The organism is Streptomyces sp. NPDC055239 (assembly GCF_053606205.1).
The window spans coordinates 144,985-170,040 of record NZ_JBSGRD010000009.1 but is presented as its reverse complement, the minus strand read 5'-3'; the positions used below and the strand labels follow the sequence as shown (position 1 = coordinate 170,040).

Annotated in this window: 20 protein-coding genes; 2 read left to right on the top strand and 18 right to left on the bottom strand. The window is 68.5% G+C overall.

Annotation, left to right across the window (positions count from 1 at the left end):
* Positions 1–3: 3 nt before the first annotated feature.
* The 3 genes from ACWFRJ_RS27130 to ACWFRJ_RS27120 form a co-directional block, all read right to left on the bottom strand.
* Positions 4–819, bottom strand: a complete 816-nt coding sequence (locus ACWFRJ_RS27130; RefSeq protein WP_453536146.1) for an HAD family hydrolase — start codon at positions 817–819, stop codon at positions 4–6.
* Positions 820–958: 139 nt separating this feature from the next.
* Positions 959–2,161 (bottom strand): FAD-dependent oxidoreductase, encoded by a 1,203-nt coding sequence (locus tag ACWFRJ_RS27125; protein WP_453536143.1) that lies wholly within the window; start codon positions 2,159–2,161, stop codon positions 959–961.
* 87 nt (positions 2,162–2,248) lie between these two features.
* The gene (locus ACWFRJ_RS27120) at positions 2,249–3,505 is read right to left on the bottom strand and encodes a carboxylate--amine ligase (RefSeq protein ID WP_453536140.1); all 1,257 of its coding nucleotides are present in this window, start codon (positions 3,503–3,505) and stop codon (positions 2,249–2,251) included.
* Positions 3,506–3,698: 193 nt separating this feature from the next.
* On the opposite strand from ACWFRJ_RS27120, the gene fahA reads away from it, so the two are divergent.
* Positions 3,699–4,994, top strand: coding sequence for a fumarylacetoacetase (fahA, locus tag ACWFRJ_RS27115; protein ID WP_453536137.1), 1,296 nt, complete (start codon positions 3,699–3,701; stop codon positions 4,992–4,994).
* A gap of 151 nt (positions 4,995–5,145) precedes the next feature.
* Here the strand turns inward: fahA and recQ are convergent, their stop codons facing one another.
* The 15 genes from recQ to ACWFRJ_RS27040 all read right to left on the bottom strand — a co-directional run bounded on the left by recQ (position 5,146) and on the right by ACWFRJ_RS27040 (position 23,233).
* On the bottom strand, positions 5,146–7,104 hold the full coding sequence (gene recQ, locus ACWFRJ_RS27110) for a DNA helicase RecQ (RefSeq protein WP_453536134.1): 1,959 nt from the start codon (positions 7,102–7,104) through the stop codon (positions 5,146–5,148).
* A 168-nt stretch (positions 7,105–7,272) separates the two neighbouring features.
* The gene (gene nuoN, locus ACWFRJ_RS27105) at positions 7,273–8,937 is read right to left on the bottom strand and encodes an NADH-quinone oxidoreductase subunit NuoN (protein ID WP_453536131.1); all 1,665 of its coding nucleotides are present in this window, start codon (positions 8,935–8,937) and stop codon (positions 7,273–7,275) included.
* Positions 8,934–10,505: an NADH-quinone oxidoreductase subunit M gene (locus ACWFRJ_RS27100; RefSeq protein ID WP_453536128.1), complete on the bottom strand. Its 1,572-nt coding sequence runs from the start codon at positions 10,503–10,505 to the stop codon at positions 8,934–8,936. Before ACWFRJ_RS27100 ends, nuoN begins: the two co-directional genes overlap by 4 nt.
* Before the next feature lie 5 nt (positions 10,506–10,510).
* Positions 10,511–12,406, bottom strand: coding sequence for an NADH-quinone oxidoreductase subunit L (gene nuoL / locus ACWFRJ_RS27095; protein ID WP_453536125.1), 1,896 nt, complete (start codon positions 12,404–12,406; stop codon positions 10,511–10,513).
* A 14-nt stretch (positions 12,407–12,420) separates the two neighbouring features.
* Positions 12,421–12,720 carry an NADH-quinone oxidoreductase subunit NuoK gene (gene nuoK, locus ACWFRJ_RS27090; RefSeq protein WP_249588397.1) on the bottom strand — a complete coding sequence of 100 codons (300 nt, stop codon included), beginning with the start codon at positions 12,718–12,720 and terminating at the stop codon, positions 12,421–12,423.
* Positions 12,717–13,532 carry an NADH-quinone oxidoreductase subunit J gene (locus tag ACWFRJ_RS27085; protein WP_453536121.1) on the bottom strand — a complete coding sequence of 272 codons (816 nt, stop codon included), beginning with the start codon at positions 13,530–13,532 and terminating at the stop codon, positions 12,717–12,719. The genes nuoK and ACWFRJ_RS27085 overlap by 4 nt, the downstream gene beginning before the upstream one ends.
* Positions 13,529–14,173: an NADH-quinone oxidoreductase subunit NuoI gene (gene nuoI / locus ACWFRJ_RS27080; protein ID WP_453536118.1), complete on the bottom strand. Its 645-nt coding sequence runs from the start codon at positions 14,171–14,173 to the stop codon at positions 13,529–13,531. Before nuoI ends, ACWFRJ_RS27085 begins: the two co-directional genes overlap by 4 nt.
* Positions 14,166–15,539 (bottom strand): NADH-quinone oxidoreductase subunit NuoH, encoded by a 1,374-nt coding sequence (gene nuoH, locus ACWFRJ_RS27075; RefSeq protein WP_453536115.1) that lies wholly within the window; start codon positions 15,537–15,539, stop codon positions 14,166–14,168. Before nuoH ends, nuoI begins: the two co-directional genes overlap by 8 nt.
* Positions 15,539–18,052 (bottom strand): NADH-quinone oxidoreductase subunit G, encoded by a 2,514-nt coding sequence (locus tag ACWFRJ_RS27070; RefSeq protein WP_453536113.1) that lies wholly within the window; start codon positions 18,050–18,052, stop codon positions 15,539–15,541. The genes nuoH and ACWFRJ_RS27070 overlap by 1 nt, the downstream gene beginning before the upstream one ends.
* Entirely contained in the window at positions 18,049–19,410 is a 1,362-nt protein-coding gene (gene nuoF / locus ACWFRJ_RS27065; protein ID WP_453536110.1) for an NADH-quinone oxidoreductase subunit NuoF, read from the bottom strand. Before nuoF ends, ACWFRJ_RS27070 begins: the two co-directional genes overlap by 4 nt.
* Positions 19,410–20,216, bottom strand: a complete 807-nt coding sequence (gene nuoE, locus ACWFRJ_RS27060) for an NADH-quinone oxidoreductase subunit NuoE (protein WP_453536701.1) — start codon at positions 20,214–20,216, stop codon at positions 19,410–19,412. The genes nuoF and nuoE overlap by 1 nt, the downstream gene beginning before the upstream one ends.
* 41 nt (positions 20,217–20,257) lie before the next feature.
* Positions 20,258–21,580, bottom strand: a complete 1,323-nt coding sequence (locus ACWFRJ_RS27055; protein WP_453536107.1) for an NADH-quinone oxidoreductase subunit D — start codon at positions 21,578–21,580, stop codon at positions 20,258–20,260.
* Complete coding sequence (locus ACWFRJ_RS27050) at positions 21,580–22,302, bottom strand: NADH-quinone oxidoreductase subunit C (protein ID WP_453536104.1); 723 nt, start codon at positions 22,300–22,302, stop codon at positions 21,580–21,582. The genes ACWFRJ_RS27055 and ACWFRJ_RS27050 overlap by 1 nt, the downstream gene beginning before the upstream one ends.
* Positions 22,299–22,853, bottom strand: a complete 555-nt coding sequence (locus ACWFRJ_RS27045) for a NuoB/complex I 20 kDa subunit family protein (RefSeq protein ID WP_005313804.1) — start codon at positions 22,851–22,853, stop codon at positions 22,299–22,301. The genes ACWFRJ_RS27050 and ACWFRJ_RS27045 overlap by 4 nt, the downstream gene beginning before the upstream one ends.
* Before the next feature lie 20 nt (positions 22,854–22,873).
* Positions 22,874–23,233, bottom strand: a complete 360-nt coding sequence (locus ACWFRJ_RS27040; protein ID WP_003992243.1) for an NADH-quinone oxidoreductase subunit A — start codon at positions 23,231–23,233, stop codon at positions 22,874–22,876.
* Between the two features lie 949 nt (positions 23,234–24,182).
* Here ACWFRJ_RS27040 and ACWFRJ_RS27035 point away from each other — a divergent pair.
* Positions 24,183–25,001, top strand: a complete 819-nt coding sequence (locus ACWFRJ_RS27035) for a C40 family peptidase (protein WP_453536099.1) — start codon at positions 24,183–24,185, stop codon at positions 24,999–25,001.
* Positions 25,002–25,056 lie beyond the last annotated feature (55 nt).

Sequence of the window (25,056 nt, the reverse complement as noted above, 5' to 3'; positions counted from 1 at the left end):
GCGCTACTCCGCCGCGGCCAGCAACCGCTCGAGGACGACGGCCACCCCGTCGTCCTCATTGGACGAAGTCACCTCGTCGGCGGCGGACTTGAGGTCGGCGTGTGCGTTGGCCATGGCGACGCCGCGGGCCGCCCACACGAACATCGGTACGTCATTGGGCATGTCCCCGAAGGCGATGGTGTTCTCGGAGCTCAGCCCGAGCCGCTCGGCGGCGAGGGCGAGCCCGGTCGCCTTGGTCACCCCGCGCGGCTGGAGCTCGACGGTGCCGGGCCCGGACATGGTGACGGTGGCGAGGGGCCCGACGGCATCGCGCGCGACGGCGGCCAACTCGTCGTCGTTCAGCTCGGGGTGGCGCAGCAGCACCTTGCTGATGGGCTCGGCCCAGAGCGCCTCACGCTGGTGTACCCGCACCGCGGGCAAGGTGGGATGCGGCATCAGATACCCCGGCTCGATGAGGGTGAGCCCGTCCACGCCGTCCTGGTCCACGGCGGCGTAGACCTGCCCGATCTCCGCCTCGATCTTCCCGAGCGCGGCCTCGGCGAGCTCACGGTCGAGCGTCACGGACCAGACCATGCGGTCGGCCCCGGAGTCGTACAACTGCGCCCCCTGCCCGCATACGGCCAGGCCACCGCTCCCCAGGTCATCGAGGAGCGGCTTCACGCGCGGCGCGGGCCGCCCGGTCACCACCAGGTGACGCGCCCCCGCAGCCGCGATCGCCGTCAACGCGGCCAACGACCGGTCGGAGACGGTGTCGTCGCCGCGCAGCAGCGTTCCGTCCAGGTCAGTGGCGATGAGTGAATATGCGAGGGGGGCAGCCATGATCCAGAGAATACGGATCCTCGGCGATGCTGAAAGCAATGTGACAGGAGCTGTGACGCACGCAGTGCGCTGGTCGCACTACCGGCGCTCGCCGGATTCACCGAGACGTGTCTCCTTGAACCGGCCCTGAGCTAGTACTTCACCCGTGCACCCGCGCCACATGCCCCGCCACCCGAGGCGAAGCAAACTCCGTGCCGCACACGAACCGCATCACAGGGCCGTACGACGCCGCCGCCGGGAGGCCCGTGAAGTACAGGCCCGGGATCGATGAGACGTAGCCCGCGCCCAGCTTCGGTGTGCCCCGGCTGGTGGCGAGGCGGGCGCGGAGTGCGGGGCCGAGGAAGTCCATCGCGGCGATGTCGACCCGGTAGCCCGTCGCCGCTATGACGTGGTCGGCGGAGAGTTCCCGGACGCGGCCGCCCAGGGTCTCCACCTTCAGGACGGGGTTGCCGTCCTGGACCTCCGCCGATGTGATGCGCCGGACCTCGCGCGTCTCGACCTTGGCCTCGAAGCGCTCGCGCAGCCACCACGCGCCGAGCGGGCCGAGAATGCGGCGGACGAGGAAGTGGCGGGCCTGCGGGGGCAGATAGCGGTAGGGGTGGGGGTAGTAGCTGATCGCGTAGAGCGACCAGGCGCGGCCGAACGGCGACTCGGGGCGCAGCTTCGGCTGCTTCCACGGGGGCGCGCCGAAGGCCACAGATCCCTTGCCGCGTGCCACCACCTTCACGTTCGCGCCCGCTTCGGCGGCGAGCGCGGCCGTCTCCAGGGCCGACTGCCCCGCGCCGACCACGATCAGCTCGCGCCCCGCGAACCGCGACAGGTCGCTGTGCTGCGAGCTGTGCGATACGGGCCCGGTGGGGGCCGGTCCGTCCGGCACGGCCGACGCGAGCGCGGGCGGCAGCTGTGCGAGGCCGGAGAGGCCGGTGGCGACGACGACCGCTCGGGCCGTGAACTGCTCGCCGGAGTCCAGCTTCAGGTCGAAGCCCGACGTGCCCCTGCGGTCGACCGACACCACCCGCACCTGCTCCAGGTCGGGCACGAGCTTCTCCTTGAACCACTCCCCGTAGGCGATGAAGGTCTCGATGGGGATGATGTCCTCGTCGGTGACCAGTGGCGGTATCCCCGCGGCCTTGCAGTAGTCGATGAGGTCGTGACCGCTCTGCGGTGCGTCGATGTTCGAGGCCACCGGGGTCGATTTCAGGAGCATCCCGGCGGGCATGTGCGCGCGCCAACTCACCATCGGGTCACCGAAGACCCGCACCGGAATGCCTCGGGCCCGCAGATGGGCCGCAGTGGACAGGCCGAACGGGCCCGCCCCGATGACTGCTACTGGATTGATCACGAAGTCCCTCCCCAGGACGTCACTTGTTGCGCGTGCCTACTTCGTGTGGTGCCGGCTGGTGCTGGATTCAGTTGTGGTGGGTGGTGGTCAGCCCGTCTTGCTGCCGCGTCTCTTGGTTCGCCAGAGCTGATACAGGTGCTTCGCCCCCGGTCGTACGAATCTCGCGAGCATCGTGAAGAACGGCTTCATGTCGTCCGCCGCGAGCCAGGCCAGCTCCGTGCCGCTCGCGCGTGGGGGCGCGTGCGGTGTGGTGTATCCGCTGCGGCGGTAGGCGAGGAGTGCGGGCAGGTCGATGTTCTCTACGACATAGCGGTGACCGGCGCGTTGTTCCCCCTTGGGGACGGCGCGCCCTGTCAGGTGCAGGTGCAGCGCGCGGACGACGTCGATCCCGGACTCGTTCTCGAAGAGCCGGAACTGTGCGCCCATGCGAGGGTTGAAATCGAGCAGTTTGTACTGACCGTCGCGCCGGTCGAAGCGCAGGTCGAGGTCGATGACGCCGGTGAAGCCGATCTGCTTGATGAAACGTGCGGCGAGGTCCGCGAGTTCCGGATTGTCGACGACGTACGCATTCGCCGTCATTCCCGCGTGCGGCGGCCAGGAGCGCACCTTGACGCCGGTGAACAGCGCACGCGGGGTCGAGTCCACGTCGAAGTACGCGTGCACGATCCAGTCCTCGGCATGCTCCCGCGGCAGATACTCCTGGAGGATCACGCCGGGCCGCTCACCCCAGTCACGGGCGAGGCCGAGCAGGCCCTCCGGGGTCTCGATGCGCGTCGTCCCGTTCACCGCGGGCCGGGAGCGGCGCGTGAACGCCTCCCGGTTCTTGGCGACCACCGGGAAGGCCGCGGAGGCGGCGAACTCCTCGATGTCCCCGAAGCTCTCGGGGAAGGAGGCGGCCGGCGAGGCGATGCCGTGCTCCACACACAGCTCGTGCAGGCCCTGCTTGCTGGCGAGGCGGCGGGGTAACTCCGGCTCCACGCGCGGAAAGAGGAACCCCGCTCCGCGCAGCGCGCCCTGATGCTCGGCGATGAGGACGGCCGCCTCCTCGTCGGTCGGGATCAGGACCGTGGGCCTGCCGATCCGGCGCGCGATGCGCAGCATCCCCTCGACGAGCCGCTGCGGCTCCTCCGCCCCGGTGGTCGGCCAGGGAAAGGCGCGGGTGAGGTGGCGCGAGGCCGCGGCCGGTGTGTAACGGTCTTCCGTGATCGCGTACATGGGCACGCCGAGCCGCCCCAGACTGCGGATCGCGCCCACTCCGCCATGGTGCAGCGGATAGTTCCCGAACTTCACTATCAGGCCGGGCACCTCACGGTCGACCGTGAAGGGCACGACGTCGTTCCTCATGGCCACGGGTCCCCCCACGTGTCCCTCCGTCTGACCCGGACCCACCCCGTCCGCGTCCCCCAAAGGACGCTAAGCCGGAACTGACCACTCCAGCAAGGCTTATTCGGACATTGCGAACTCTTTAGACACTGCCCCAACCGGAGCTTCCCACGTAACGTGTGGCACACCCTTATGGAAAGCGAGGCAGGTACGCATGTCCGAGCACACCCCGCTCGACCCGGCCGGGAGCAACCCTTCCGCCCACTCCGTAGGCGACCCCTTCGCTCTCGCGGAGGGCGATCCCTTCGGGCCGCACAACCTCCCGTACGGCGTGTTCTCCCTGTTCGGAGACCCGGACGGGGCCGCGGAGCGCCGTGTCGGCGTACGACTCGGTGATCACGTCCTCGACGCAGGTGCCGCTGCCGCCGCGCTCGGCTCGCCCTACGTGTCGCTGCTCTCCGGGCCCACGCTCAACCCGCTGCTCGCCGCGGGCCGCACGGCGTGGTCCGATGTGCGTCGCGCGCTCACCGCGTGGGTGACGATCCCGGCTCACCGCGAGGTCGTACGCCCCCTGCTGTACCCCCTGTCCGAGGTCGCCCTGCACCTCCCCTTCGAGGTCGCGGACTATGTGGATTTCTACGCCTCCGAGCACCACGCGACACACCTGGGGCAGATCTTCCGCCCTGACTCACCGACTCCGCTGACCCCCAACTGGAAGCACCTGCCCATCGGTTACCACGGCCGGTCCGGCACCGTTGTGGTCTCCGGAACCGACGTGGTACGTCCGAAGGGCCAGCGCAAGGCGCCCTCGGAGACGGCGCCGGTCTTCGGGCCGTCCGTCCGCCTCGACATCGAGGCCGAGGTCGGCTTCGTCGTGGGTACGCCCTCGGAGCTGGGCACGCCGGTGCCGCTCGCGGACTTCCGTGAGCACGTCTTCGGGCTCAGCCTCCTCAACGACTGGTCGGCGCGCGACATCCAGGCCTGGGAGTACGTGCCGCTCGGACCGTTCCTCGGCAAGTCCTTCTGCACCTCCGTCTCGGCGTGGATCACCCCCCTCGAGGCCCTGGACGCGGCGCGGGTCACCCCTCCCGCGCGCACGCACGAACTCCTGCCCTACCTGGACGACTCGGCGGAGTCCGTCGCGGACGAGCCCGCCGGCTACGACCTGCGCATCACCGTGACCCTGAACGGCCACGTGATCTCCGAGCCCCCCTTCTCCACCGTGTACTGGACGGCCGCCCAGCAGCTGGCCCACATGACCGCGAACGGCGCGTCCCTGCGCACGGGCGACCTGTACGGCTCGGGCACGGTGAGCGGCCCCTCCGAGGGGCAGTACGGCTCCCTGATCGAGATCACCTGGAACGGCCGCGACGCGCTTGTCCTGCCGGACGGCAAGCGGACGTTCCTCGAGGACGGGGACGAGGTCACGCTCACGGCGTGGGCCCCGGGCCCGGACGGCACCCGGGTCGGCCTCGGAGAGGTCTCTGGCAGGGTCGCCTCGGCCCGTTGAGGTTGCCGGCCGGGGGTGGAGTCACCCCCGGCCCCCTCCTGCGCGGCGGGCTCGTCTTCGTCTGCGGCGTCGTTGTGGCCGGTCGCGCCCACGCGGCGGAGCCGCAAATGTCACAGCCCCGCGCCCCTTCGGGCGCTGCCCCCTCAGCCGCTCAGAAATCCTCCGGCGGCTCCGGCCACTCCTCCTCCGGCGGCTCCACGTCCTGCGCGACCGGTGCGGGCCCCGAGGCCTGCGAGGGCGCCCCGCCACCCAGCCCCGCGAGGACCTCGAGCACGCCCTCCCCGTACGTCGCCAGCTTCTTCTCACCGAGGCCGCTGATGCCGCCCAGTTCCGCCAGGGACGAGGGGCGCAGTGTGGCGATCTCCCGGAGCGTGGCGTCGTGGAAGATCACGTACGCCGGGAGGCCGAGCTCCTTGGCCTGCGCGCCGCGCCACGCGCGCAGCGCCTCGAACACCGGCACCGCGTCCTGGGGCAGCTCGGCGACGGCCGCCGCCGCCTTCGCCTTCCGCTCCCCCTTCGCGGCCTTCGCCGCGGCAGGCCGCTTCGGCTCCTTCCGCAACCGCACCTCCCGCTCCCGGCCGAGGACTGAACCGCTCTCCTCGGTCAGGACCAGCGTCCCGTACTCCCCCTCGACCGCGAGCAGACCCTGCGCCAGCAACTGCCGCACCACACCGCGCCATTCGGCCTCCGCGAGTTCCTCGCCGATGCCGAAGACCGAGAGCTGGTCGTGGTCGAACTGGATCACCTTGGCGGTCTTCTTGCCGAGCAGGATGTCGATGATCTGGCCGGCGCCGAACTTCTGACCTCGCTCGCGCTGGAGGCGCACGATCGTGGAGAGGGCCTTCTGCGCCGCGACCGTGCCGTCCCAGGTCTCCGGCGGGGTGAGGCAGGTGTCGCAGTTGCCGCAGGACTGTCCGTCCGCGTCCTGGCCGAAGTACGTGAGGAGCTGGGCCCTGCGGCACTGGGCCGTCTCGCACAGCGCCAGCATCGAGTCCAGGTGCGCGGCCGCCCGGCGGCGGAACGCCTCGCCCCCCTCGCTGCTCTGGATCATCTTCCGCTGCTGGACCACGTCCTGAAGGCCGTACGCCATCCAGGCCGTGGAGGGCTGTCCGTCACGGCCCGCGCGGCCCGTCTCCTGGTAGTAGCCCTCGACCGACTTCGGCAGGTCGAGGTGGGCGACGAACCGGACGTCCGGCTTGTCGATGCCCATGCCGAAGGCGATGGTGGCGCAGACGACCAGGCCCTCCTCACGGAGGAAGCGGGACTGGTGGGCGGCGCGCATCCCACCGTCCAGACCCGCGTGGTACGGAACGGCCTCGATGCCGTTCTTGCACAGGAACTCGGCGGTCTTCTCGACCGAATTGCGCGAGAGGCAGTAGACGATGCCCGCGTCGCCCGCGTGCTCCTCCTTGAGGAAGGACAGGAGCTGCTTCTTCGGCTCGGCCTTCGGCACGACGCGGTACTGGATGTTGGGCCGGTCGAAGCTCGCCACGAAGTGCTTCGCGTCCGGCATGCCGAGCCGCTCGGTGATCTCGCGGTGCGTGGCGTGTGTCGCGGTGGCCGTCAGGGCGATGCGGGGCACGTCGGGCCAGCGCTCGCCGAGCAGAGAGAGCGCCAGATAGTCCGGGCGGAAGTCGTGGCCCCACTGCGCCACGCAGTGCGCCTCGTCGATCGCGAAGACGGAGATCTTGCCGCGGGAGAGCAGATCGAGCGTCCCCTCCAGGCGCAGCCGCTCCGGCGCCAGATACAGCACGTCGAGCTCCCCCGCGAGGAACTCGGCCTCCATCACGCGCCGCTCGTCGAAGTCCTGCGTGGAGTTGATGAACCCGGCCCGCACGCCAAGGGCCCGCAGCGCGTCCACCTGGTCCTGCATGAGCGCGATGAGCGGGGAGACGACCACGCCCGTGCCGGGCCTGACCAGGGCGGGAATCTGATAGCAGAGCGACTTGCCGCCGCCGGTGGGCATCAGTACGACGGAGTCACCGCCCGCGACCACATGGTCGATGATCGCTTCCTGCTCACCACGGAACGCGTCGTACCCGAAGACGCGGTGCAGCGTCCGCAGTGCGTCGCTCTCCGCCACCGCGACCGGTGCGGTCACCTCGCTCATGCCATCGATCCCATCCATCGCCCTGCCCCCGTACGTCGCGCTTCGACCACAGACTCCACGATAGGGCTCCGCACCGACACCAATGGAAGTTATCCACAGGCCGCCGCCCGGCACCCCTGTCGGACGGGGTGCCGGGCGGCGGCGAGTAGAACAGGTGAACCAGGTGGGCTACCGGACGAAGACCCCCGCCTGGTTCGCCAGATCCAGGAAGTACTGCGGGGCCACGCCCAGTACCAGCGTCACCGCGACGCCCACCCCGATCGCCGTCATCGTCAGCGGCGAGGGCACGGCCACGGTCGGGCCGTCCGCCTTCGGCTCGCTGAAGAACATGAGCACGATCACGCGGATGTAGAAGAACGCCGCGATCGCGGACGAGATCACACCGACCACGACAAGCGCACCGGCGCCGCCCTCCGCCGCCGCCTTGAACACCGCGAACTTCCCGGAGAACCCTGAGGTCAGCGGGATACCGGCGAAGGCGAGCAGGAAGACTGCGAAGACGGCTGCGACCAGCGGCGAGCGTCGGCCGAGCCCCGCCCACTTCGACAGGTGCGTGGCCTCGCCACCCGCGTCCCGCACCAGCGTGACCACCGCGAAAGCGCCGATCGTCACGAAGGAGTAGGCCACCAGGTAGAAGAGGACCGACGAGATGCCGTCCGGGTTCATGGCGATGACACCGGCGAGGATGAAGCCCGCGTGGGCGATGGAGGAGTACGCGAGCAGCCGCTTGATGTCGGTCTGGGTGATCGCGACGATCGCGCCGCCCAGCATCGTGAGGATCACGACGCCCCACATGACCGGACGCCAGTCCCAGCGCAGCCCCGGCAGGACCACGTAGAAGAGCCGGAGCAGCGCGCCGAAGGCGGCCACCTTCGTCGCCGCGGCCATGAAGCCGGTGACCGGAGTGGGCGCGCCCTGATACACGTCGGGCGTCCACATGTGGAACGGCACCGCGCCGACCTTGAAGAGCAGGCCCATGACGATCATCGCGGCGCCGATCAGGAGCAGCGCGTCGTTGCCCATGGTGTCGGCGAGCGCCGGGTCGACGCTCTGGATGCTGCCGTCGACGACCTTGGCGATGGTGCCGTACGACACCGAGCCCGCGTACCCGTAGAGCAGGGCGATCCCGAAGAGCAGGAACGCCGAGGAGAACGAGCCGAGCAAGAAGTACTTGACGGCGGCTTCCTGCGACATCAGGCGCTTGCGGCGGGCGAGCGCGCAGAGCAGGTAGAGCGGCAGCGAGAAGACCTCGAGCGCGATGAAGAGCGTCAGGAGGTCGTTCGCCGACGGGAAGACGAGCATCCCCCCGATCGCGAAGAGCGCGAGCGGGAACACCTCGGTGGTGGTGAACCCGGCCTTCGTCGCGGCCTTCTCGCCCTCGCTGCCCGGCGTAGCTCCGGCCTGTGCGGCGAAGGAGTCGACGTGATTGCCGTGCGCCACGGGGTCGAGCCGCCGCTCCGCGAAGGTGAAGATCGCGACGAGCCCCGCGAGGAGGATCGTGCCCTGCAGGAAGAGCGCGGGCCCGTCGACCGCGATCGCGCCCATGGCGGCGATGTGCGCCTTCGTCGAGCCGTACCCGGTGGCCGCGAGTCCGACGACCGCGGCGAAGGCCGCGGTGATGGCGACGACGGCCACGAACAGCTGAGCGTAGTAACGGGACTTGCGAGGCAGGAAGGCCTCGATGAGGATCCCGAGGACCGCCGCACCGATGATGATCAGCGTCGGTGACAGCTGCGCGTACTCGATGGTGGGAGTGTCGATCTTGTCGATCTGATCTTGCGGCGCCGCGGCCGACGCCATTGTCCACAGGCTGTGGACGGCTGATGCGCTCACTTGGCCGCCTCCACGTCGGGCTTCGGGTCCTTCTGCTGTACGTCGGACATGGTGTGCTTGACCGCCGGGTTCACAAGCTCGGTGAGCGGCTTCGGGTAGACGCCGAGGCCGATCAGGAGCGCGATCAGCGGAGCGACGACCACGAGTTCACGCACTCGCAGGTCCGGCATGGCCGAGACCTCCGGCTTCACCGGGCCCGTCATCGTCCGCTGGTAGAGGACGAGGGTGTAGAGCGCGGCGAGCACGATGCCGATCGTGGCGATGATCCCGACCACCGGATAGCGCGCGAACGCGCCGACCAGGACCAGGAATTCACTCACGAACGGCGCGAGCCCCGGCAGCGAGAGCGTCGCGAGACCGCCGATCAGGAAGGTGCCCGCGAGTACCGGCGCCACCTTCTGCACCCCTCCGTAGTCCGCGATGAGCCGCGAACCGCGCCGCGAGATCAGGAAGCCGGCCACCAGCATCAGCGCGGCCGTCGAGATCCCGTGGTTGACCATGTAGAGCGTCGCGCCGGACTGCCCCTGGGAGGTCATCGCGAAGATGCCGAGAATGATGAACCCGAAGTGCGAGATCGACGCGTACGCCACCAGGCGCTTGATGTCGCGCTGGCCGACCGCGAGCAGTGCGCCGTAGATGATGCTGATCAGTGCGAGCACGAGGATGACGGGCGTCGCCCACTTGCTCGCCTCGGGGAAGAGCCCGAGGCAGAACCGCAGCATCGCGAAGGTGCCGACCTTGTCGACCACTGCCGTGATCAGTACGGCGACGGGGGCCGTGGACTCGCCCATCGCGTTCGGCAGCCAGGTGTGCAGCGGCCACAGCGGCGCCTTCACCGCGAAGGCGAAGAAGAAGCCGAGGAAGAGCAGCCGCTCGGTGTTGGTCGCCATGTCGAGCGTGCCGTTGGCCCGCGCCTCGGTGATCTCCTGGAGCGAGAAGTTCCCCGCCACCACGTAGAGCCCGATCACCGCGGCCAGCATGATGAGGCCGCCGACCAGGTTGTAGAGGAGGAACTTCACGGCCGCGTACGAGCGTTGCGCCGATGCCTTCTCGTCGCTGCCCGAGTGGGCGCGGTCGCCGAAGCCGCCGATGAGGAAGTACATCGGGATGAGCATGGCTTCGAAGAAGATGTAGAAGAGGAAGACGTCCGTGGCCGCGAAGGAGATGATCACCATCGCCTCGACGGCCAGGATCAGGGCGAAGAAGCCCTGAGTCGGCCGCCACCGCGACGACTTGGTCTCCAGGGGGTCCGCGTCGTGCCAACCGGCCAGGATGATGAACGGCATCAGGAGCGCGGTGAGCGCGATGAGGGCGACGCCGATGCCGTCGACGCCGAGCTCGTACCGCACCCCGAACTCCGCGATCCAGGCGCGGGACTCGGTCAGTTGATAACGGGACCCGTCGGGGTCGAACCGCACGAGCACGGTCGCGGCGAGCGCGAGCGTGGCGAGCGACACGAGCAGCGCGAGCCACTTGGCGGCGGTCCGCCGGGCGGCCGGGACGGCTGCCGTGGCGATCGCGCCGACCGCGGGCAGGGCCGCCGTCGCTGTCAGCAGAGGAAAGGACATCGGTATCAGACCGCCCTCATCAGCAGGGTCGCGGCGATGAGTACCGCAACGCCGCCGAACATCGAGACCGCGTAGGAGCGGGCATAGCCGTTCTGCATCTTGCGCAGCCGTCCGGAGAGTCCGCCGACCGAGGCCGCCGTGCCGTTGACGACTCCGTCGACCAGGGTGTGGTCGACGTACACCAGGGAGCGGGTGAGGTGCTCTCCGCCGCGGACCAGGACGACGTGGTTGAAGTCGTCCTGGAGGAGGTCGCGCCGGGCCGCCCGGGTGAGGAGCGAACCGCGCGGGGCGGTGACCGGGACGGGCTTGCGGCCGTACTGGACGTAGGCGAGGGCGACACCGATGACCAGGACCACCATGGTGGCGCCGGTGACCGTGGTGGCGCTCAGCGGCGAGTCACCGTGGGAGTGCTGGGTGACCGGCTCCAGCCAGTGCATGAAGCGGTCGCCGATGCTGAAGAATCCGCCCGCGAAGACCGACCCGAAGGCGAGCACGATCATCGGGATCGTCATCGACTTGGGCGACTCGTGCGGGTGCGGCTCGTTGCCTTCGGCATCCGGCTGCCAACGCTTCTCACCGAAGAACGTCATGATCATCACGCGCGTCATATAGAACGCGGTGATCGCGGCGCCGAGCAGTGCGACCGAGCCGAGGATCCAGCCCTCCGTGCCGCCCTTGGCGAACGCCGCCTCGATGATCTTGTCCTTGGAGAAGAAGCCGGACAGACCGGGGAAGCCGATGATCGCCAGATAGCCGAGACCGAAGGTCACGAAGGTGACCGGCATGTACTTCCTGAGGCCGCCGTACTTCCTCATGTCGACCTCGTCGTTCATGCCGTGCATGACCGAACCGGCCCCGAGGAAGAGCCCGGCCTTGAAGAAGCCGTGCGTCACCAGGTGCATGATCGCGAAGACGTAGCCGATGGGGCCGAGGCCCGCGGCCAGGATCATGTACCCGATCTGGGACATCGTCGACCCGGCGAGGGCCTTCTTGATGTCGTCCTTCGCGCAACCGACGATCGCACCGAAGAGGAGCGTGACCGCGCCCACGACGGTGACGACGAGCTGCGCGTCCGGTGCGTTGTTGAAGATCGCGCCGGAGCGGACGATCAAGTACACGCCCGCGGTCACCATCGTCGCCGCGTGGATGAGGGCCGAGACCGGGGTCGGGCCCTCCATCGCGTCGCCGAGCCAGGACTGCAGCGGCACCTGGGCCGACTTGCCGCACGCCGCGAGAAGCAGCATCAGGCCGATGGCCGTCAGCTTGCCCTCCGACGTCTCACCGGTGGCCTCCAGGACAGGCCCGAAGGCGAAGGTCCCGAAGGTGGTGAACATCAGCATGATGGCGATCGAGAGGCCCATGTCGCCGACCCTGTTGACCAGGAACGCCTTCTTCGCGGCGGTGGCCGCGCTGGGCTTGTGCTGCCAGAAGCCGATCAGGAGGTACGAGGCGAGGCCGACGCCCTCCCATCCGACGTACAGGAGGAGATAGTTGTCGGCGAGGACCAGGATGAGCATCGCCGCGAGGAACAGGTTCAGATAGCCGAAGAAGCGGCGGCGCCGCTCGTCGTGCTCCATGTACCCGATGGAGTAGATGTGGATCAGGGTGCCCACACCGGTGATCAGCAGGACGAACGTCATCGACAGCTGGTCGAGCTGGAAGGCGACGTCCGCCTGGAAACCCTCCACGGGGATCCAGCTGAACAGGTGCTGCGACAGGGAGCGCTCCTCGGCGCCCTTGCCCAGCATGTCGACGAAGAGCACCGCACCGACGACGAAGGAGGCGGCCGCGAGCAGCGTGCCGAGCCAGTGGCCGACACGGTCCAACCGCCGCCCGCCGCACAGCAGTACGGCCGCTCCGAGCAGAGGCGCTGCCACGAGCAGCGCGATCAGGTTCTCCACTTTTCAGCGACCCCTTACAGCTTCATCAGGCTGGCGTCGTCGACCGAGGCCGAGTGACGGGAGCGGAACAACGACACGATGATCGCGAGGCCGACCACGACTTCCGCCGCGGCGACGACCATCGTGAAGAACGCGATGATCTGGCCGTCGAGGTTGCCGTGCAGCCGGGAGAAGGCGACGAAGGCCAGGTTGCACGCGTTGAGCATCAGCTCGATACACATGAAGACCACGATCGCGTTCCGCCTGATCAGGACGCCGGTGGCGCCGATCGAGAACAACAGCGCCGCGAGATACAGGTAGTTGACCGGATTCACTTCGACGCCTCCTCGCTCTTGGACGACCGCTCGAGACGGTCCTCGGAGCGCTGTTCGAGGGCCCGCAGATCGTCAAGCGCCTCATTCGAGACATCGCGGATCTGGCCGCGCTCACGCAGCGTCTTGTTGACCGTGAGCTCCGACGGGGTGCCGTCGGGGAGCAGGCCCGCGACGTCCACGGCGTTGTGCCGGGCGTAGACACCGGGGGCGGGCAGCGGCGGCAGGTGGTTGGAGCGCACGCGCTCCTCGGACATCTCACGCTGCGTCTTGGCGCGCTCCGTGCGCTCGCGGTGGGTGAGCACCATCGCGCCGACGGTGGCGGTGATGAGCAGCGCGCCGGTGATCTCGAAGGCGAAGACGTACTTCGTGAAGATGCTTTCGGCCAGGCCCTGCACGTTGCCGCCGGCGTTCGCCTTGCCGAGTCCGGCGAATTCGTTCACCGAGGCGTTCCCGATGCCCGCGAAGAGCAGGATGGCGAAGCCGAAGCCGCAGAGCCCGGCCAGCCAGCGCTGCCCCTTGATGGTCTCCTTCAGGGAGTCGGCGGCGGTGACGCCGACGAGCATGACCACGAAGAGGAAGAGCATCATGATCGCGCCGGTGTAGACGACGATCTGGACGATGCCCAGGAAGTACGCCCCGTTGGCGAGGTAGAAGATCGCCAGGATGATCATGGTCCCGGCGAGACAGAGCGCGCTGTGCACGGCCTTCTTCATGAGGATCGTGCACAGGGCGCCGATCACGGCGACCGTGCCGAGCACCCAGAACTGGACGGCCTCACCGGTGGAGGTGGAGTACGCGGCGAGCGCGGTCATGCCTCCACCCCCTCTGCCCGGTGTTCGTCGGCGGGCTTCTCACCCTTGGAGACGGCCACTTGAGGCACCGTGCCCGGAGCCGCCTCCGTGACGAGACCGCGGTAGTAGTCCTGCTCGTCCGTGCCCGGGAAGATCGAGTGCGGTGACTCGACCATGCCTTCCTCCAGGCCGGCGAGCAGCTGCTCCTTGGTGAAAATGAGCTTCTCGCGGCTGCTGTCGGCCAGCTCGAACTCGTTCGTCATCGTCAACGCGCGCGTGGGGCACGCCTCGATGCACAGGCCGCACAGGATGCAGCGGGCGTAGTTGATCTGGTAGACGCGGCCGTAACGCTCACCCGGGGAGTAGCGCTCCTCCTCGGTGTTGTCCGCGCCTTCCACATAGATCGCGTCCGCGGGGCAGGCCCAGGCGCAGAGCTCGCAGCCGATGCACTTCTCCAGGCCGTCCGGATGGCGATTGAGCTGGTGCCTGCCGTGGAAGCGGGGAGCGGTGGTCTTCTCCTGCTCCGGATACTGCTCGGTCAGCCGCTTCTTGAACATGGCCTTGAAGGTCACGCCGAAGCCCGCGACGGGGTTCTGGAACCCCTGCTGCGATTGGTTCGCATCGTGCTGTGACTGGTTGGGCTCGTTCTTCGACTCAGCCATCGGACGCCTCCTTTCCGTCACTACGGGTTCCGTCACTTTGAGTATCCGGCCCACCACTGACAATCAACTCGCGCTCCTGGCGCGAGCGTCGGCGCGGCACGGGCGGCAGGCTCTGTCCGGGCAGCGGCGGGACCGGGAATCCGCCCGCCATCGGGTCGAAGGCGACCGGTTTCTCCTCGGCTGCCGCTTCCTTCTCGCGCTTGTCACGGAAGATGTCGATGACGACGGAGAGCAACAGGAGTGCGATGACCCCGCCGCCCACATAGAGCGCGATCGAGGTGAAGTCGTAGTTCTCGTTCCGCATCGCCCTGACCGTGGCCACGAGCATCAGCCAGACGACCGAGACCGGGATCAGGACCTTCCAGCCGAGCTTCATCAGCTGGTCGTAGCGGACGCGTGGCAGCGTGCCGCGCAGCCAGATGAAGAAGAACAGCAGTAGCTGGACCTTGATCACGAACCAGAGCATCGGCCACCAGCCGTGGTTCGCGCCCTCCCAGAAGGTGCTGACCGGATACGGGGCCCGCCAGCCGCCCAGGAACAGGGTGACCGAGACCGCCGAGACGGTGACCATGTTGACGTACTCGGCGAGCATGAACAGCGCGAACTTGATCGACGAGTACTCGGTGTTGAAGCCACCGACGAGGTCGCCCTCGGACTCCGGCATGTCGAAGGGCGCGCGGTTGGTCTCACCGATCATCGTCACGATGTAGATCAGGAACGAGACGGGAAGCAGCAGCACGTACCAGCGGTCCGCCTGCGCCTCCACGATCGCCGAGGTCGACATCGACCCGGAGTAGAGGAACACCGAGGCGAACGCGGCGCCCATCGCGATCTCGTACGAGATCATCTGCGCGCAGGAGCGCAGGCCGCCGAGGAGCGGATAGGTGGATCCGGAGCTCCAACCGGCCAGCACGATGCCGTAGATGCCTACCGAGGCGACCGCGAGGATGTAGAGCATCGCGATCGGCAGGTCGGTGAGCTGCATCGTCGTGCGCTGGCCGAAGATCGAGACTTCGTTGCCCGCGGGACCGAAGGGGATCACCGCGATCGCCATGAAGGCCGGAATGGCCGCGATGATCGGCGCGAGTACGTACACCACCTTGTCCGCGCGCTTGACGATCAGGTCTTCCTTGAGCATCAGCTTGATGCCGTCCGCGAGGGACTGCAGCATGCCCCAGGGGCCGTGCCGGTTCGGGCCGATGCGCAGCTGCATCCAGGCGACGACCTTGCGCTCCCAGACGATGGAGAAGAGCACCGTCACCATCAGGAACGCGAAGCAGAAGACCGCCTTGACGGCGACCAGCCACCAGGGGTCGGTGCCGAACATGGACAGGTCTTCCGCCGCAAGCGGCACCACGGTGTGCATCACGACGTCACCTCCGGGGCCTGTGAGGGCTCCGGCAGGAGCGCCGGGCCGATGCGGACGAGATCGCCGGGGCGCGCGCCGGTGTCGGAAGTGACGCCTCCCCCGGTCGAGTTCAGCGGCAGCCACACCACGCGGTCGGGCATCTCGGTGACCTGCAGCGGCAGCTCGGTCGCCCCGGCGGAGCCGGTGACGGCCAGGACGTCGCCGTCCTTGACGCCCGCCTCGGCCGCGGTGGCCGCCGAGAGCCTGGCGACCGCCGCGTGCCGCGTACCGGCAAGCGCTTCGTCACCCTCCTGGAGGCGGCCCCGGTCGAGCAGCAGCCTGTGCCCCGCGAGAACGGCCTCTCCGGAGGAGGGCCTCGGCGGCTGAGCGGCTGTCTCCAGGGGCTCGGTGGCGTGCGTGCCCTCCCAGCCGCCGAGCCGGTCCAGCTCGCGCCGGGCCGTGGCCAGGTCGGGAAGACCCAGGTGTACGTCTCCGGCGTCGGCCAGCATGTGCAGCACACGCGCGTCCGTCGGGGCCAGCGTGCGCGTCATCTGGTCGGGCTTGAGCGCGGCTTCGAACATCCGCGCCCTGCCTTCCCAGTTGAGGAAGGTGCCGGGCTTCTCCGCGACCGCGGCCACGGGGAGTACGACGTCGGCGTGCTCGGTGACCTCACTGGGCCGCAGTTCGAGCGAGACCAGGAACCCGACCTCGGAAAGTGCTTCACGCGCGCGTGCCGGGTCGGGAAGGTCGGCGACCTCCACGCCCGCCACCAGGAGCGCGCCCAGTTCGCCGGTCGCCGCCGCCTCGATGATCTGGCCGGTGTCGCGGCCGTGGCGGTGCGGGAGTTCGGCGACGCGCCAGGCGGCCGCGACCTCGTCCCGCGCGCGCGGGTCGGTGGAAGGACGCCCGCCGGGAAGCAGCGAAGGCAGCGCGCCCGCCTCAAGGGCTCCGCGCTCCCCCGCCCGGCGCGGAATCCACACCAGCCGCGCACCGGTCGCGGACGCGGCCCGTACGGCGGCGGTGAGTCCGCCCGGCACGGCGGCGAGACGCTCGCCGACCACGATCACCGATCCCGAGGTGCGCAGCGACTCGGCCGCCTTGGCACCCTCGCCCTCCAGGCCGACTTCGCCGGCCAGGGCGTCGAGCCACTCCGTCTCGGTGCCGGGAGCCGCGGGAAGAAGCGTGCCGCCCGCCTTCTCCAGGCCGCGCGTCTGATGCGTCGCGAGGGAGAACGTCCGCTGGCCGTGCTTGCGCCAGGCCTTGCGCAGCCGCAGGAAGATCCCGGGCGCCTCCTCCTCGGACTCGAGCCCGACGAGCAGGACGGCGGGTGCCTTTTCCACCTCCGCGTACGTGACTCCGGTGCCGTCGAGATCCCGGCCCCGGCCCGCCACGCGCGCGGCGAGGAAGTCGGCCTCCTCGGCGCTGTGTACGCGCGCGCGGAAGTCGATGTCGTTCGTGTCGAGCGCCACGCGCGCGTACTTGCTGTACGCGTAGGCGTCCTCCACCGTGAGGCGCCCGCCGGTCAGCACACCGGCACGCCCGCGCGCGGCGGCGAGCCCGGTGGCCGCGGCTGCCAGAGCCTCGGGCCAACTGGCCTTCTGAAGCTCACCGGTCTCGGAGTCGCGCACCAGCGGCGTGGTGAGCCGGTCCGGCTTCTGCGCGTAACGGAAGCCGAAGCGCCCCTTGTCGCAGAGCCACTCCTCGTTGACCTCCGGGTCGTCCGCGGCGAGCCGCCGCATGACCTTGCCGCGCCGGTGGTCGGTGCGCGTCGCACAGCCGCCCGCACAGTGCTCGCAGATCGAAGGCGACGACACCAGGTCGAAGGGCCGCGAGCGGAAGCGATACGCCGCCGAGGTCAGCGCGCCGACCGGACAGATCTGGATGGTGTTCCCGGAGAAGTACGACTCGAAGGGGTCGCCCTCGCCCGTGCCGACCTGCTGGAGCGCACCGCGCTCGATCAGCTCGATCATCGGGTCGCCCGCGATCTGGTTGGAGAACCGGGTGCAGCGCGCGCACAGCACGCACCGCTCGCGGTCGAGAAGCACCTGCGTGGAGATCGGCACCGGCTTCTCGTACGTCCGCTTCTTGCCCTCGAAGCGGGAGTCCGGGTCGCCGACCTGCATCGCCTGGTTCTGCAGCGGGCACTCGCCGCCCTTGTCGCAGACCGGGCAGTCCAGCGGGTGGTTGATGAGGAGCAGCTCCATCACACCGCGCTGGGCCTTCTCGGCGACCGGCGACGACAGCTGCGACTTCACGACCATGCCGTCGGTGCAGGTGATGGTGCAGGAGGCCATCGGCTTGCGCTGGCCCTCCACCTCGACGATGCACTGGCGGCAGGCGCCGGCCGGGTCGAGCAGCGGGTGGTCGCAGAACCGGGGGATCTCGATGCCCAGGAGCTCGGCGGCCCGGATGACCAGCGTCCCCTTCGGGACGCTGATCTCGATGCCGTCGATCGTCAGCGACACGAGGTCTTCCGGCGGAACCGCCGCCTCGCCCCCTCCGGAGGGAGCGCTGTTGGTGGTCACTGTCATGCGTTCACCTCCGAATGTGCGGCGGGCCTGTCGGCCCACAGAGTCGACTTGGCCGGGTCGAAGGGGCAGCCCTTGCCGGTGATGTGCTGCTCGTACTCCTCGCGGAAGTACTTGAGCGAGGAGAAGATCGGCGACGCGGCGCCGTCACCGAGGGCGCAGAAGGACTTGCCGTTGATGTTGTCGGCGATGTCGTTCAGCTTGTCCAGGTCGGACATGACGCCCTTGCCCGCCTCGATGTCGCGGAGCAACTGCACCAGCCAGTACGTTCCTTCGCGGCAGGGCGTGCACTTGCCGCAGGACTCGTGGGCGTAGAACTCGGTCCAGCGCGTGACCGCCCGCACGACGCAGGTCGTCTCGTCGAAGCACTGGAGCGCCTTCGTGCCGAGCATCGAACCGGCGGCGCCCACGCCCTCGTAGTCCAGGGGGACGTCGAGGTGCTCGTCGGTGAACATCGGCGTCGACGAGCCGCCCGGCGTCCAGAACTTGAGCCGGTGGCCCGCCCTGATCCCGCCGCTCATGTCGAGCAGCTGGCGAAGAGTGATGCCGAGCGGGGCCTCGTACTGGCCGGGGCTCGTGACGTGGCCGCTCAGCGAATAGAGCGTGAAGCCGGGTGACTTCTCGCTCCCCATCGATTTGAACCAGTCTTTTCCGCGATTCAGGATCGCGGGAACCGACGCGATGGATTCCACGTTATTGACAACAGTGGGGCATGCGTAGAGGCCCGCGACGGCCGGGAAAGGGGGACGCAGTCGCGGCTGGCCACGGCGGCCTTCGAGCGAGTCGAGCAGCGCGGTCTCCTCACCACAGATGTACGCGCCGGCGCCCGCGTGCACGGTGATTTCGAGATCGAGTCCGCTGCCCAGGATGTTCTCGCCCAGGAATCCCGCCTCTTTCGCCTCACGCACGGCCTCGTGCAACCGCCTGAGCACGGGGACGACTTCACCGCGCAGGTAGATGAAGGCATGCGAAGAACGGATCGCGTAGCACGCGATCACCATCCCCTCGATGAGGGAATGCGGGTTCGCGAAGAGGAGCGGGATGTCCTTACAGGTCCCCGGCTCCGATTCGTCGGCGTTGACAACTAGATAGTGCGGCTTTCCATCTCCCTGCGGAATGAACTGCCATTTCATTCCGGTGGGGAATCCCGCGCCGCCCCTACCCCGCAGGCCGGAGTCCTTCACGTACGCGATGAGGTCGTCCGGCTCCATGGCCAGGGCCTTGCGCAGGCCCTCGTACCCCTCGTGCCGTCGGTAGGTGTCGAGCGTCCAGGACTTCTCCGCGTCCCAGAACGCCGAAAGCACCGGCGCGAGCAGTTTCTCGGGGCTCGTCTCGTGGTCGATCTCGGCTGCCAAGGTCATCACTCCCCCTCCTCGGCGGTCGGTCCGGCCGGGTGGGCCGGGTCGGATGCCGAGGTCTCCTGCGGTGCGTCATGAGAGCTGAGGTGCTCGGCGGGCGCCTCGTCCTGCGGGCCGCCCGTGCGCGGGTGGACGACGCGCGGCTGGGGCAACTCGCCCTTGGCCAGGCGCAGTCCGATCAGCGAGGCCGGACCCGCGCCGCCGCTCGCCTCGACGGCGCCGGCCCGCTCGTCCGGGAAGCCCGCCAGGATCCGGGCAGTCTCCTTGTACGTGCACAAGGGGGCGCCGCGGGTCGGCTCGACCTGCACGCCCGCGCGCAGGTCGTCGACGAGCCGCTTGGCGGTCTCGGGAGTCTGGTTGTCGAAGAACTCCCAGTTGACCATCACGACGGGAGCGAAGTCACAGGCCGCGTTGCACTCGATGTGCTCCAGCGTGACCTTGCCGTCCTCTGTGGTCCCCTCGTTGCCGACGCCCAGGTGCTCCTGGAGCTGCTCGAAGATCGCGTCGCCGCCCATGACGGCGCACAACGTGTTCGTGCAGACGCCGACCTGGTAGTCACCGGAGGGCTTGCGCCGGTACATCGTGTAGAAGGTCGCGACCGCCGTGACCTCGGCGGTGGTCAGGCCGAGCACCTCCGCGCAGAAGGCCATGCCCGTGCGCGTGACGTGGCCCTCCTCGGACTGCACCAGGTGCAGCAGCGGGAGCAGCGCGGACCGGGAGTCCGGGTAGCGGGAGATGACCTCCTTGGCGTCCGCGTCGAGCCTGGCCCGTACGTCGGCCGGGAAGTCGGGGGCGGGGAGTTGGGGCATGCCCAGGCTGACGCCCGCACCCTGCTGGGAAGGAGTGGTGGTCACCGGTCGACGCCTCCCATCACGGGGTCGATGGAGGCGACGGCGACGATGACGTCGGCGACCTGGCCGCCCTCGCACATCGCTGCCATGGCCTGCAGGTTGGTGAAGGACGGGTCACGGAAGTGGACCCGGTAGGGGCGGGTGCCGCCGTCGGAGACGACATGCACGCCGAGCTCGCCCTTGGGCGACTCGACCGCGGTGTAAGCCTGTCCGGCCGGGACCCTGAAGCCTTCGGTCACCAGCTTGAAGTGGTGGATCAGGGACTCCATGGAGGTGCCCATGATCTTCTTGATGTGATCGAGCGAGTTGCCGAGGCCGTCCGGACCGAGCGCCAGTTGCGCGGGCCAGGCGATCTTCTTGTCGCCGACCATGACCGGACCCGGCTCCAGGCGGTCCAGGCACTGCTCGACGATGCGCAGCGACTGGCGCATCTCCTCAAGGCGGATCAGGAAGCGCCCGTAGGAGTCGCAGGTGTCGGCGGTCGGCACGTCGAACTCGTAGTTCTCGTAGCCGCAGTAGGGATCCGACTTGCGCAGGTCGTGCGGCAGACCCGCCGAGCGCAGGACCGGGCCCGTGGCACCGAGGGCCATGCAGCCCGCGAGGTCGAGGTAGCCGACGTCCTGCATGCGGGCCTTGAAGATGGGGTTGCCGGTGGCGAGCTTGTCGTACTCGCCGAGGTTCTTGCGCATCTTCTTCACGAACTCGCGCATCTGGTCCACCGCGCCCGGCGGCAGGTCCTGAGCGAGCCCGCCGGGCCGCACGAAGGCGTGGTTCATGCGCAGGCCGGTGATCAACTCGAAGATGTCGAGAACGAGTTCACGATCTCGGAAGCCGTAGATCATGATCGTCGTCGCGCCCAGCTCCATGCCGCCGGTGGCGATGCACACCAGGTGCGAGGAGAGCCGGTTGAGCTCCATCAGGAGCACGCGGATGATCGAGGCGCGGTCCGGGATCTGGTCCTCGATGCCGAGGAGCTTCTCGACCCCGAGGCAGTACGCCGTCTCGTTGAAGAACGGCGTCAGGTAGTCCATGCGCGTGACGAACGTCGTGCCCTGCGTCCACGTGCGGTACTCGAGGTTCTTCTCGATGCCCGTGTGCAGGTAGCCGATGCCGCAGCGGGCCTCGGAGACGGTCTCGCCCTCGATCTCCAGGATGAGCCGGAGCACACCGTGGGTGGAGGGGTGCTGCGGACCCATGTTGACGATGATGCGCTCGTCGTCGGACCTGGCCGCTGACTGGACGACCTCGTCCCAGTCGCCGCCGGTGACTGTATATACAGTCCCCTCGGTCGTCTCGCGCGCGGATGCATGTGACGTGCTCATCAGCTGTACGACCTCCGCTGGTCCGGAGCCGGGATCTGGGCGCCCTTGTACTCGACGGCGATGCCGCCGAGGGGGTAGTCCTTGCGCTGCGGGAAGCCCTGCCAGTCGTCCGGCATCATGATCCGCGTAAGCGCCGGGTGACCGTCGAAGATCAGGCCGAAGAAGTCGTACGCCTCGCGCTCGTGCCAGTCGTTCGTCGGATAGACCGCGACCAGCGAGGGGACGTGCGGATCGGCGTCAGGGGCACTGACTTCGAGCCGGATCAGGCGGTTGTGGGTGATCGAGCGCAAGTGGTAGACGGCGTGCAGCTCGCGGCCCTTGTCCTCGAGGAAGTGCACCCCCGCGACGCCCGTACAGAGCTCGAAGCGCAGGGCCGGGTCGTCGCGCAGCGTCTGGGCGACCCGGACGAGGTGCTCGCGCGCGATGTGGAAGGTGAGCTCGTCGCGGTCGACGACCGTCTTCTCGATCGCGTTCTCCGGCAGGAGCCCCTGCTCTTCCAGGGCGCCTTCCAGTTCGTCCGCCACTTCGTCGAACCAGCCGCCGTAGGGGCGCGCGGTGGCGCCCGGCAGGGTGACCGTCCGTACGAGGCCGCCGTAACCGGACGTGTCGCCGCCGTTGTTGGCGCCGAACATGCCCTTGCGTACGCCGATGACCTTGCCGGCCTCGTCACGTGGGGCCGGGACGCTGTTTCCGTTGAGGTTCTCGTCAGGCGCGTCGCTCACCGCAGCAGCCCCTTCATCTCGATGGTGGGGAGCGCCTTGAGGGCCGCCTCCTCCGCCTCGCGGGCCGCTTCCTCGGCGTTGACCCCGAGCTTGGAGCCCTGGATCTTCTGGTGGAGCTTGAGGATGGCGTCCATCAGCATCTCGGGCCGTGGCGGACAGCCGGGCAAATAGATGTCAACAGGGACGATGTGGTCCACACCCTGCACAATCGCGTAATTGTTGAACATCCCGCCCGATGAAGCGCAAACCCCCATGGAAATGACCCACTTGGGGTTGGGCATCTGGTCATAGACCTGCCGCAGGACCGGCGCCATCTTCTGGCTCACGCGTCCGGCCACGATCATCAGATCGGCCTGCCGCGGTGAACCGCGGAAGACCTCCATGCCGAAGCGAGCCAGGTCATAGCGCCCGGCTCCCGTCGTCATCATCTCGATGGCGCAGCACGCGAGGCCGAAGGTCGCGGGGAAGACGGATGACTTGCGCACCCAGCCCGCGGCCTGTTCGACGGTGGTCAGCAGAAATCCGCTCGGCAGTTTCTCTTCGAGTCCCATGCTCTTTGCCCCTCAGACCCTTAGTCCCATTCCAGGCCGCCACGCCGCCATACGTACGCGTAGGCGACGAAGACGGTGAGCACGAAGAGCAGCATCTCCACGAGCCCGAAAATCCCCAGCGCGTCGAAGGTGACGGCCCAGGGGTAAAGGAAGACGATCTCGATGTCGAAGACGATGAAGAGCATCGCCGTCAGGTAGTACTTGATCGGGAATCGCCCGCCGCCGGCCGGAGTCGGCGTCGGCTCGATACCGCACTCATACGCCTCTAGCTTGGCTCGGTTGTACCGCTTTGGACCGATAAGCGTGGCCATGACCACGGAGAAGATCGCAAAGCCTGCCCCGAGGGCTCCCAGCACGAGGATGGGCGCATAGGCATTCACGCTCCTCGCTCCTCTCAGTCGGCACTGACTGTTGGCGGTTGCATCGGACTGCGTCCCGCTCCCCACGAAGATCGCGCACATGTGAAGCAGGTCACAAGCCCAACTGCCCCGCATCTTATGCCCGCCGGTCTGTGATCTGCGACACGGGGTGCGACAACGGCTTTGTGATCTCCACCACCTGACGAAGGATCATGAAGTCGGATGAGCGGTGATCTTCATACGCGAAGCGCCTGAGTGATCACTAGAGGTGACATCTCATCGAGTCACCCCTGGTCGGAAGGGGGTCGCCCTATCAAGCGATGGCCGCCGCAAGCAAATTGGCGCTGGACACGGCGGCTTGATAGTGGCGGCTTGTTCACACTTTGGCGGGAGCGGTGTGGACGTAAGTGGACGGCCGAGCACGCGTGCACGGATTCACGAGCGGTCGAGGCGGGGCCGAAGGGTGCCCGATACGGGGTCGGCGCATGGTCGGTACGCACTCGGGTACGCGACCGGCACGTACGGAGGGAGTGATGTCGTCACAAGAGGGGATCGGCGCCGGCCCCACACCGCTCCGGCACCGGCCGACCGCCGATCCATCGTCGATTCGACGTCGATCCGTCACCGGTCCCCCACACCGGCAACACCCCTGAATTCTTCGGGACATCTCAGAAAGGTCTCGGCCGGATCTCAGGGAGATCCCCTAGGGCCACACCTGTGACCTGCGCCACATGGCACCCTGTGGCGAATAAACCGGGCTTGGCCAACCGACTCAACCGGTGGTAGTCCACGGGCAATTCGGACGTATCGCAGAAAGCCCATGATCACAGGCGTGATCACCGCTGTCCGCATTGCCCGTTACGGCGTCAATAAGAAGTGACACGCCCGGGATTCGAGGCCGCCAGGGGTAACTGTGGCGCAGCCCACGTTTCTTGATGGGAACCCTGACTCCCTGATAGCGGTTGTTCTCATGTCCCACACCGCTCACATACCCAGCCACCGGAAGCCCCGTCGTAGCGCCACGAAGCAGGCCCTGCGCGCCGGAGTTGCCGGTGGCGTCCTCAGCACCCTGGCAGTGGCCGCGGCAGCTGGCACGGCCACCGCGGCCGAGCCGGTGACCGAGACCATCGAAATGCCGACGCTCACCACGGACCTCTCCACGCAGATCGCGCAGTCCGCGGATGCCACCCAGCAGACCGCCGACAGCTACGAGCTCCGCGCCGAGCAGGACGCGGCCGCCGTGAAGGCCGCCAAGCAGGCCAAGGAAGACCAGGCCGCCGCCAAGAAGAAGGCGGAGGCCAAGGCGAAGGCCGAGGCCGCCGCCAAGAAGAAGGCGGAGGAGGAGCGCGCCTCGCGTTCCGCCGAGCGCACGACGCTCAGCGCGTCGGGCTCCGGCTCCGGCTCGAGCGCCACCGCCGATGTGGCCCCGGCCAGCGGCAACGTCGGTTCGGTCATCAGCTTCCTCAAGGCCCAGCTCGGTGACGCGTACGTCATGGGTGCCTCCGGACCCAACGCCTGGGACTGCTCCAGCCTCGTCCAGGCCGCGTTCAAGCAGGCGGGCGTGGACCTCCCGCGCGTCTCGCAGGACCAGTCGGTCGCCGGTACGCCGGTCTCGCTCTCCAACGTCCAGGTGGGCGACATCCTTTACTGGGGTGGCGCGGGCTCCGCGTACCACGTGGGTGTGTACATCGGTAACGGCCAGTACCTCGACGCCGCCAACCCCGGCAAGGGCGTTGTCATCCAGGACCTGTCGGGCTACCCCGCCGACGGTGCCGTGCGCGTCCTCTGAGGCCCCTCACAGCCACGTAGAAGGGCCGGGAACCCCGTTGGGGGTTCCCGGCCCT